This window comes from Pseudomonas sp. 34 E 7 (assembly GCF_900005715.1).
GTDB classification, from domain to species: domain Bacteria; phylum Pseudomonadota; class Gammaproteobacteria; order Pseudomonadales; family Pseudomonadaceae; genus Aquipseudomonas; species Aquipseudomonas orientalis_A.
In genome coordinates this window covers 44,277-53,346 of record NZ_CVTX01000190.1, presented here as the reverse complement: position 1 = coordinate 53,346, position 9,070 = coordinate 44,277, and the positions used below count along the sequence as shown (strand labels likewise).

The 9,070-nt window shown below is 61.9% G+C and carries 9 protein-coding genes; 5 read left to right on the top strand and 4 right to left on the bottom strand.

Annotated features, from left to right (window positions below; all coding sequences use genetic code 11):
* Positions 1-222: 222 nt before the first annotated feature.
* Both BFP96_RS27330 and BFP96_RS27325 read right to left on the bottom strand, forming a co-directional pair.
* A complete protein-coding gene (locus tag BFP96_RS27330) occupies positions 223-1,791 on the bottom strand; it encodes a phospholipase D family protein (RefSeq protein ID WP_065893969.1) in 1,569 nt (522 codons plus the stop codon).
* A 61-nt stretch (positions 1,792-1,852) separates the two neighbouring features.
* Positions 1,853-3,277, bottom strand: coding sequence for an aminotransferase-like domain-containing protein (locus tag BFP96_RS27325; protein WP_065898087.1), 1,425 nt, complete (start codon positions 3,275-3,277; stop codon positions 1,853-1,855).
* Between the two features lie 165 nt (positions 3,278-3,442).
* Here BFP96_RS27325 and BFP96_RS27320 point away from each other — a divergent pair, with 165 nt between their 5' ends.
* Positions 3,443-3,667: a DUF1127 domain-containing protein gene (locus BFP96_RS27320; protein ID WP_065937396.1), complete on the top strand. Its 225-nt coding sequence runs from the start codon at positions 3,443-3,445 to the stop codon at positions 3,665-3,667.
* Here BFP96_RS27320 and BFP96_RS27315 read toward each other — a convergent pair whose 3' ends face one another.
* A complete protein-coding gene (locus BFP96_RS27315) occupies positions 3,668-4,960 on the bottom strand; it encodes an NAD(P)/FAD-dependent oxidoreductase (protein WP_065886952.1) in 1,293 nt (430 codons plus the stop codon).
* A gap of 114 nt (positions 4,961-5,074) precedes the next feature.
* Here BFP96_RS27315 and BFP96_RS27310 point away from each other — a divergent pair, with 114 nt between their 5' ends.
* Positions 5,075-5,428, top strand: a complete 354-nt coding sequence (locus tag BFP96_RS27310; protein ID WP_065893967.1) for a YkgJ family cysteine cluster protein — start codon at positions 5,075-5,077, stop codon at positions 5,426-5,428.
* 217 nt (positions 5,429-5,645) lie between these two features.
* Here the strand turns inward: BFP96_RS27310 and BFP96_RS27305 are convergent, their stop codons facing one another.
* Positions 5,646-6,134 carry an Lrp/AsnC ligand binding domain-containing protein gene (locus BFP96_RS27305; RefSeq protein WP_003176896.1) on the bottom strand — a complete coding sequence of 163 codons (489 nt, stop codon included), beginning with the start codon at positions 6,132-6,134 and terminating at the stop codon, positions 5,646-5,648.
* A gap of 156 nt (positions 6,135-6,290) precedes the next feature.
* On the opposite strand from BFP96_RS27305, the gene dadA reads away from it, so the two are divergent.
* The 3 genes from dadA (at position 6,291) to alr (ending at position 9,068) form a co-directional block, all read left to right on the top strand.
* The gene (gene dadA, locus BFP96_RS27300) at positions 6,291-7,592 is read left to right on the top strand and encodes a D-amino acid dehydrogenase (protein ID WP_065893966.1); all 1,302 of its coding nucleotides are present in this window, start codon (positions 6,291-6,293) and stop codon (positions 7,590-7,592) included.
* On the top strand, positions 7,564-7,917 hold the full coding sequence (locus BFP96_RS27295) for a RidA family protein (RefSeq protein ID WP_065886956.1): 354 nt from the start codon (positions 7,564-7,566) through the stop codon (positions 7,915-7,917). Before dadA ends, BFP96_RS27295 begins: the two co-directional genes overlap by 29 nt.
* 77 nt (positions 7,918-7,994) lie before the next feature.
* Positions 7,995-9,068, top strand: a complete 1,074-nt coding sequence (gene alr / locus BFP96_RS27290; RefSeq protein WP_065937395.1) for an alanine racemase — start codon at positions 7,995-7,997, stop codon at positions 9,066-9,068.
* Positions 9,069-9,070 lie beyond the last annotated feature (2 nt).

Below are 9,070 nucleotides of genomic sequence, written 5' to 3'. Positions count from 1 at the left end.
AGTGCGGCTAACCCGGCGTCCTGCCGGGTTACCCACGGATTCAAGCCTGCGTTCGGCCAGCGTGGTTTAACGGGGCGCCTAGGATCACAAGCAGGTCAAGATCAAAAGCCAGATCAAGAGCGGCTCGCTTCGCATCGTGGTTACGGTTGGGTGCTACGGTGGTGTGTAGATACGTATGGCAATCGGGGGCAAGCCCCCTCCCACATGGGGTATACCTGATTTTTAGAGCATACGCTCCAGGCCGACACTGGTGGCGAACCAGGCATTGAATCGGCGCCACCAACTGCCGGGCTCCCGGGTGAGGGTGTGCAACTGGCCGTTATCTTCCGTCACCCACACGATCTGCCCATCCTGCAGTTTCGCCTCGTAGCTCAGCGCTGGCGCCATCCCTTGCAGCGCCAGGTTGCGTACGTGTTCCGCCAGTTCCGGGCTGTCCACCAGTACGCCGACTTCGGTGTTCCACAGCACTGAGCGCGGATCGAAATTGAATGAGCCGATAAACGATTTTTCCCGATCGAAAATCATCGCCTTGCTGTGCAGGCTGGAGTCGGAGCCGTGCAAGCTGCCGCGACGAAACAGGTGCGGCCCGCTGCTTGCGCTGGGGTCGCCGGGTTGTCGACGCAGCTCATAGAGTTTCACGCCATGCTCCAGCAGCGCCTTGCGATAGGGCGCGTAGCCGCCGTGCACGGCGGGTACATCGGTGGCTTCGAGGGAGTTGGTCAAAAGGTTCACCGACACGCCCGCATCGGCGCGGCCCGTCAGGTACACCAGCCCGGGCGGCCCGGGAACGAAGTACGCCGAAATCATGATCAGCTCACGGCTGACGCCCTCGAGCTCCGGCGCCAGTTGCGTGGTGAGGAGCAATTGCGGGTCCGGGTCGGCCCTGGCCAGCACCTTGCTCGGGGCATCCCACAGCGCCTGGTTCCAGGCCCATATCAGCTCGCGACGCCAGATATCCATGCGCGGCTGGGTCTGGTAGGTGCGCAGGCGGTTATACAAGGCGTGGTTCTGCTGGCGCGATTGGGTCAGCGAGGCCTCCAGGCGCCCGCGCGCGACAGCGAGGTCGATCCTGGAAGGCATCGTTGAGACAAACTCATCGATAGGCTTGCTCAGCGCGCTGTTCCAGTACTGATCGAAACTGTGACCCAGTTGCTCGGCCACCGGCCCGACACTGAGCATGTCGATATCGGTGAAGTTCAGGTTGGGTTCGGCATCGAAATACTCATCCCCCAGGTTGCGCCCGCCCACGATCGCCACGCTGTTGTCGGCCAGCCACAGTTTGTTGTGCATGCGCCGGTGTTGCAGCGACAGGTTGAACAGGCGCCCCATGGCACGTGTCACCCCGGTGCTACGCCCCAGATGCAAAGGGTTGAACAGGCGAATGTCGATGTTGGGGTGGGCGGCAAGCGTCGCGATGATCTGGTCGAGCCCGTCGCTGGTGGTGTCGTCCAGCAGGATGCGCACGCGCACGCCGCGGTCGGCGGCCTTGAGCAGTTCATCCACCAGCATGCGCGTGCTGATACCGTCATGCACGATGTAGTACTGCAGGTCGAGGCTGGTCTGGGCGTTGCGGATCAGTTCGGCGCGGGCCATGAACGCTTCGCTGCTGTTGGGCAGCAGGCGAAAGCCGGAGCGGCCCTGATACGGTGCCGCCTGGGCCTGGATCGAACGGCCGAAGGAGGACTGCGCCGCCGGTAGCGCATCACTGGGCACGCGCGGTGTGTAGGCCGTCGCGCAGCCACCCAGTGCCAGTGCTCCCAACAGGAAAAGCGGTAAAAGCCGTTTAATCATCAAGGAAGCGGCATCCAGGTCAGGCGTTTGTCGGCATATGACGGCAATTGCTCGGAAAAGGTCAGTCTGCCCCTTCGGCCAGCAGGGCGTGCGCAGCGGTACCGACCTTGCGCACCGCCTCTTCAATCTGCGGCGTCGGTTTGGCAGCGTAGTTCATACGCAGGCAATTACGGTATTTGCCGGATGCAGAAAAGATGCTGCCTACGGCCACCTGAACCCCTTGGTCCATCAGCGTACGGTTGAGCTTGAGGGTATCGAAGCCCTCCGGCAACTCTATCCACAGCATAAAACTGCCCTGGGGCCGGCTGGCCCGTGTGCCGGCGGGGAAGTAGCGGCTGACCCAGTCGAGCATCAGGTCGCGATTACGCTGGTATTGCGTGCGCATCCGGCGCAAATGCGGTTCGAAATAGCCGCCTTTGAGAAACTCTGCAATCGCAATCTGCGGCTGGGTGGCGGTCGAGCCCGTGCTGATGTATTTCATGTGCAGCACCCGGTCCAGGTAGCGCCCCGGCGCAACCCAGCCAATGCGCAGGCCGGGCGCCAGGGTCTTGGAGAACGAACTGCACAGCAGGACGCGGCCGTCTTCGTCGAAGGATTTGATCGTGCGCGGGCGCGGGTAGCTGTAGGCCAGTTCGCCATACACATCGTCCTCGATGATCGCCACGTCGAAGCGCTGGGCCAGGGTCAGCAGTGCGCGTTTGCGCGCTTCCGGCATGATGTAGCCCAATGGGTTGTTGCAGTTGGGAGTGAGCTGGATGACCTTGATCGGCCACTGTTCCAGCGCCAGTTCCAGAGCTTCAAGGCTGATGCCGGTGATCGGGTCGGTGGGGATTTCCAGGGCTTTCATGCCCAGGCCCTTGAGGGTCTGCATGGCGCCGTGGAAACTTGGCGAATCCACCGCAACGATATCGCCGGGCTCGCAAATCGCGTGGATGCTGGCGGACAACGCCTCGTGGCAGCCGGTGGTGATGACGATATCCTCGGCCGTCAGTTGGCAACCGGAATCCAACGACAGTCGCGCGATTTGTTCGCGTAATTCCATACAGCCCATGATGTTGTCGTAGTAAAGCCCCGGCAGATCCTGGCGGCGGCTGACGCGGGCCAGGCTGCGAAGCAATGGCTTGAGGGTGGGCGATAACACATCCGGCATGCCACGGCCCAACTGTATGGTGTCCTTGCGCGGCACGGCACGAATCAATTCCAGCACCTGGTCCCACTGGGAAATCTCTACCGGCCGCTGGGCCGGGCGACCCACCTCGGGCAGCGCCGGCAGTTCACGGCCCGCCGGCACAAAATAGCCGGACTTGGGCTTGGGCATCGCCAGGCCATTGTCTTCCAGCAATCGATAGGCCTGCTGCACGGTGCTCAGGCTGACCCCGTGTTCCACACTCAATGCGCGTACGGAAGGCAGACGGTCGCCGGGGCGATAGAAGCCTTGTTCGATGCGGGTGCCCAGCAATTCGGCAAGGTTGACGTAAAGGGTCACGGCGGTCACTCCCAGCAGACCAGTACAGATAGGGGAAAAATACAGGATTCAGCCGTGCATAGGCAGTCTCTGTATGGATTTAATAAAGGGAGGCTGAATCTGTATTGGTTGTGCTCGCTCGCTCATTCTAGTCACTCAAGGCGGCAAGCTAACGAGGGACGGCAAATGAATGGCATGAGCGATGTGCGGCTGGCGTTACATAGCCAGGAACTGGAAGCCGAGCAGGAGCGGGCGCCAACTCTGCCTGGCGAAAATCGGTGGAGCCTGTTCTGGCGCCGCCTTCATACACGCAAGTCCTTGCTGACGCTGACACCAGAGCAATTGCGCGATGTGGGGCTGACGGCAGAGCAGGCACGCCATGAAGGCTTGAAGGCTTTCTGGCGCGATTGATCAGACCAGTTCCTTGAGGCGGTGCCAGAGCATCCCCAGGGCCAGCAGCGGCGAGCGCAGGTGTTTACCACCCGGGAAGGTCATGTGCGGCACTTGGGCGAACAGGTCGAAGCGCCCTTGTTGCTGGCCGCTGATGGCTTCGGCCAGCAACCTGCCGGCCAGGTGCGTGGCGTTGAGGCCATGGCCTGCGTAGGCCTGGGCGTAATACACATTGGGTTGATCTGCCAGGCGCCCGATCTGCGGCAACCGATTAGCGCCGATGCCGATCATGCCGCCCCACTGGAAGTCGATCTTCACGTTGGCCAATTGCGGGAACACTTGCAGCATCTTTGGCCGCATATAGGCGCCAATGTCGCTCGGGTCGCGCCCGGAATAGTGGCAGGCGCCGCCGAACAACAGGCGGCGATCGGCGGACAGACGGAAATAGTCCACCGTTACCCGCTGGTCGCACACCGCCATGTTCTGCGGCAACAGGCTGGCGGCTAGCGCTTCGCTCAAGGGTTCGGTGGCGATGATGTAGCTGCCGGCGGGCAATATCTTGCCACTCAAGTGCGGGTTGAGGTCGTTGAGGTAGGCGTTGCAGGCCAGCACCAGGGTCGTGGCATGTACCTGGCCCTGGGCGGTGTGCACCTTGACCTGCGCGCCGTAGTCGATGCGCGTCACCTCGGACTGCTCGAACAATTGCACGCCCAGTTGCCGGGCAGCGCCGGCTTCGCCCAGGGCGAGGTTGAGCGGGTGCAGGTGCCCGGAACCCATGTCGATCATTCCGCCTACATAGCGGTCGGAGCCGATCACGCTGGCCATCTCGCCGGCTTCCAGCAGGCGTACTGGATGGCGATAACCCAGGCTGCGCAGCTCTTCGGCGTCTTCGGCGAGACCCTGCAGGTCGCGGGGCTTGTTGGCGAGGTCGCAGTAGCCCCAGGTCAGGTCGCAGGGGATCTGGAAGCGCTCGACGCGCTCGCGTACGATCTCCACCGCTTCCAGGCCCATCAGTTTCATCTGGCGCACGCCGTCGGTGCCGATCACCTTGGCGAACTGGTCAAGGCCGTGGCCGACGCCGCGAATCAGTTGCCCGCCGTTACGCCCACTGGCGCCCCAACCGATCTTGCGCGCTTCCAGCAGCACGACGCTGAAGCCGCGCTCGGCCAGTTCCAGGGCGGTGTTGAGCCCGGAATATCCCCCGCCAATCACGCAGACATCGGCGCGCACCTCACCCGTCAACGCCGGGTAATCGGGGTGCGGCACGCTGCTGGCGGCGTAGTAGGACGCGGTGTGCCGGGCGCTGGCGATCATGGGGGCCTCCCTGTTTGGAAAATTTGACGCAGGATACAACGGTCGGACGAAGCTGTCTGCGCGGGGCGTTTTGAGTCAGAATCCACGCCTATTCGCCGTTCGGTGTGTGTTTCGATGAGTTGCAACAGTCAGAAAATCAGCGCGCTGCGTCGACAGATTCCTTCGTTCGAGTGCGTTCCCGGTTGTCACGACTGCTGTGGGCCGGTCACCACTTCGCCCGAAGAAATGTCACGCCTGCCGCGCAAGACAGCTGCCGAGCAGGCAGCGGCCATGGATGAGCTCAATTGCGTGCACCTGGGGCCCAACGGCTGCACCGTGTATGACGAGCGCCCGCTGATCTGTCGCCTGTTCGGCACCACCAAGACCTTGCCGTGCCCCAATGGCCGGCGGCCGGTGGAACTGATTCATCCACGGGTTGAAAAGCAGATCCACGCGTACATGGCGAGTACCCGACAGGTACTGGTGTAGCGGATTTACTCGGTCAGTGTGGGAGGGGGCAAGCCCTAATGCCGTCTGTAGGAGCGAGCTTGCTCGCGAAAAACTCACAGGCACCGCGCTCATTCAGAAAGCACGCGTTATCGTTGACCTTTTTCGCGAGCAAGCTCGCTCCTACAGAGGGCGGTGCAGGCTTAACTGACTGGCATTAGGGCAAGCCTCCTCCCACATTTGATTGAGTTGTGTCAGGTTAATCGGGGATCGGCAGGTTAAGGCTCTCTTTCACCTCTTCCATCACGATATAGCTCTTGGATTCGCGCACGTGGGGCAGTTTTAGCAGAATATCGCCGAGTAATTTGCGGTACGAGGCCATCTCGGAAATCCGCGCTTTCACCAGGTAGTCGAAGTCTCCGGACACCAGGTGACACTCCAGCACATGCGGTAGCTTGAGCACCGCGCGGCGGAACTCTTCAAACGTGTCGCCGGACTTGTAATCCAGGCTGATCTCGACAAATACCAGCAAACTCCCTTTCAAATGCTGCGGATTGAGCCGTGCGTTGTAGCCCATGATGATCCCTTCGCGCTCCAGGCGCCGGACTCGCTCGGTACAGGGCGTCGTCGACAGCCCGACCTTTTCCCCCAGTTCCGTGAACGAAATGCGCCCATCGGTTTGCAGGATGCGCAGGATGTTGCGGTCGATCTTGTCCAGCTCCCGCTTGGTCTGAGTGTTGGTACGCATAGGGGATACGCCTCTGTGAAAAGCATTTTTGCCGAGAATTGTCGCCAAATATAGGCATTTATATAGTGAAATGCACTGGTGATTGTTTTTTACACTGCGCCCATCATTGCTCGAATAACACACGTCAGCGGCTCAGCCCGTGATGAGGATATAAAAATGCGCGTTCTGGTCTTGGGTAGCGGCGTCATTGGCGTGACCAGTGCCTACTATTTGGCTCGGGCCGGCTTTGAGGTCGTCGTGGTCGACCGTCAACCCGCCGCCGCCATGGAGACCAGTTTCGCCAACGCCGGCCAGGTGTCTCCAGGCTATGCGTCGCCATGGGCCGCGCCGGGCGTGCCGCTCAAGGCGATCAAGTGGCTGCTGCAACGCCATGCGCCACTGGCGATCAAGGCCACCGCCGATATCGACCAATACCTGTGGATGGCGCAGATGCTGCGCAATTGCACCGCCAACCGATATGCGGTGAACAAGGAGCGCATGGTTCGCCTCTCCGAGTACAGCCGCGACTGCCTTGATGAACTGCGCGCTGAAACCGGGATTGCCTACGAAGGGCGCAGCCTGGGGACCACTCAACTGTTCCGTACCCAGGCCCAGCTCGATGGCGCGGCCAAGGACATTGCCGTGCTGCAGGAGTCCGGCGTGCCCTTCGAATTGCTCGACCGTGCCGGCATCGCCCGGGTCGAGCCGGCCCTGGCCAACGTCACCGACATTCTCGCCGGTGCGCTGCGCCTGCCCAACGACCAGACGGGCGATTGCCAGATGTTCACCACGCGCCTGGCCGACATGTGCAAGCAGTTGGGCGTTGAGTTCCGCTTCGAACAAGACATCCAGCGCCTCGATTTCGCCGGCGACCGCGTCAATGGCGTGTGGATCGATGGCAAGTTGGAGACCGCCGACCGCTACGTGCTGGCGCTGGGCAGTTATTCGCCCAAGCTGCTCAAGCCGCTGGGGATCAAGGCGCCCGTTTACCCGCTCAAGGGCTACTCGCTGACCGTGCCGATCACCAACCCGGCGATGGCGCCGACCTCGACCATCCTCGACGAAACCTACAAAGTCGCGATCACCCGTTTCGACAACCGCATTCGCGTCGGCGGCATGGCTGAGATAGCCGGTTTTGACCTGTCGCTCAACCCGCGTCGGCGTGAAACCCTGGAGATGATCGTCAACGACCTTTATCCTCATGGCGGCGATTTGGCCCAAGCCAGTTTCTGGACCGGTCTGCGCCCGACCACACCCGATGGCACACCGATTGTCGGTGGCACTCCGTTCAGGAATCTGTTCCTGAATACCGGCCACGGCACCCTCGGCTGGACCATGGCATGCGGCTCCGGACGTTTGCTGGCCGACCTGATGGCGAAGAAAACCCCGCAGATCAGTGCCGAAGGCCTCGATATCTCCCGTTACGGCAATCACCAGGAGTCCGCAAAACATGTCCATCCAGCGCCAGCTCACCAATGAACGCATGAGCCAGATCGTGGTTCACAACGGTACCCTGTACTTGGCGGGCCAAGTGGGCGACGACATGAATGCCGGCATTGAGCAGCAGACCCGTGAAACCCTGGTCAACATCGAGCGTTTGCTGGACCTGGCCGGCACCGACAAGACCCGATTGCTGTCGGTGACGATCTATTTGAAAGACATCGATGCCGATTTCGCCGGTATGAACGCGGTGTGGGACAAGTGGTTGCCAAAAGGTGTCGCCCCGGCCCGCGCCACGGTTGAAGCCAAACTGTGTGAGCCGAATATCCTGGTAGAGCTGTCCGTCGTGGCTGCGCTGCCTTAATACACATCCCTCTTGCGGTGCCGATGTTGTCGGTCGGCACCGGTTTTCTTCACTCTGCCGCCTAGAAGCCTGCCGCCATGCGTCCTGCCCGTGCCCTGATCGACCTCCAAGCCCTGCGTCACAACTACCAATTGGCCCGCGAAGTCAGCGGGGCCAAGGCCCTCGCCGTGATCAAGGCGGACGCCTACGGCCACGGCGCGGTGCGCGTAGCCCAGACGCTGGAAGCCGAGGCCGATGGGTTTGCGGTGGCGTGCATCGAGGAGGCCCTGGAGCTGCGCGCCGCCGGGATACGTGCACCGGTACTGCTGCTGGAAGGTTTTTTCGAAGCCGACGAGCTGGCGCTGATCATCGAGCAGGACCTGTGGTGCGTGGTGCATTCATTGTGGCAACTGGAGGCGATCGAGCAAGCCACGCTGGGCAAGCCGCTGACCATCTGGCTCAAGCTCGACTCGGGCATGCACCGAGTCGGCCTGCACCCCAAGGATTTCCAGGAGGCGTACAAGCGTCTGCTGGCCAGTGGCAAGGTCGCGAAGATCGTATTGATGAGCCATTTCGCCCGTGCCGATGAGCTCGATTGCGCAAGCAGCAGCGAGCAAGTGGCGGTATTCGAAGCGGCTCGCCAGGGTCTGGCGGCTGAAGTCAGCCTGCGTAATTCCCCGTCCGTACTGGGTTGGCCGAGTGTGCCCAGCGACTGGGTGCGCCCTGGCATCATGCTCTACGGCGCCACGCCTTTTGGCGATGACCAGGCTATCGCCGCGCGTTTGCAGCCGGTGATGACCCTGGAGTCGAAAATCATCTGCGTACGCGAACTGCCGGCGGGAGAGCCGGTGGGTTACGGGGCCAGGTTCATAACGCCCAAAGCGATGCGTATCGGCGTGGTGGCCATGGGGTATGCCGATGGCTACCCGCGGCACGCGCCCACGGGCACACCGGTGCTGGTCGCGGGTCAGCGCAGCCAGTTGCTGGGCCGGGTGTCCATGGACATGCTGTGCGTCGACCTGACGGATGTGCCCCAGGCGGGGCTGGGTTCCACGGTGGAGTTGTGGGGCAAGAATGTCCTTGCCAGCGACGTCGCGACCGCGGCTGAAACCATCCCCTATCAGCTTTTCTGCAACCTGCGCCGAGTGCCAAGGCTCTATTTGGGCGCTTGATC

Coding starts and splice junctions, on each gene's coding strand:
- BFP96_RS27330 (WP_065893969.1), bottom strand. CDS start 1,791: ATGATTAAACGGCTTTTACCGCTTTTCCTGTTGGGAGCACTGGCACTG.
- BFP96_RS27320 (WP_065937396.1), top strand. CDS start 3,443: ATGAATGGCATGAGCGATGTGCGGCTGGCGTTACATAGCCAGGAACTG.
- BFP96_RS27315 (WP_065886952.1), bottom strand. CDS start 4,960: ATGATCGCCAGCGCCCGGCACACCGCGTCCTACTACGCCGCCAGCAGC.
- BFP96_RS27310 (WP_065893967.1), top strand. CDS start 5,075: ATGAGTTGCAACAGTCAGAAAATCAGCGCGCTGCGTCGACAGATTCCT.
- BFP96_RS27305 (WP_003176896.1), bottom strand. CDS start 6,134: ATGCGTACCAACACTCAGACCAAGCGGGAGCTGGACAAGATCGACCGC.
- dadA (WP_065893966.1), top strand. CDS start 6,291: ATGCGCGTTCTGGTCTTGGGTAGCGGCGTCATTGGCGTGACCAGTGCC.
- BFP96_RS27295 (WP_065886956.1), top strand. CDS start 7,564: ATGTCCATCCAGCGCCAGCTCACCAATGAACGCATGAGCCAGATCGTG.
- alr (WP_065937395.1), top strand. CDS start 7,995: ATGCGTCCTGCCCGTGCCCTGATCGACCTCCAAGCCCTGCGTCACAAC.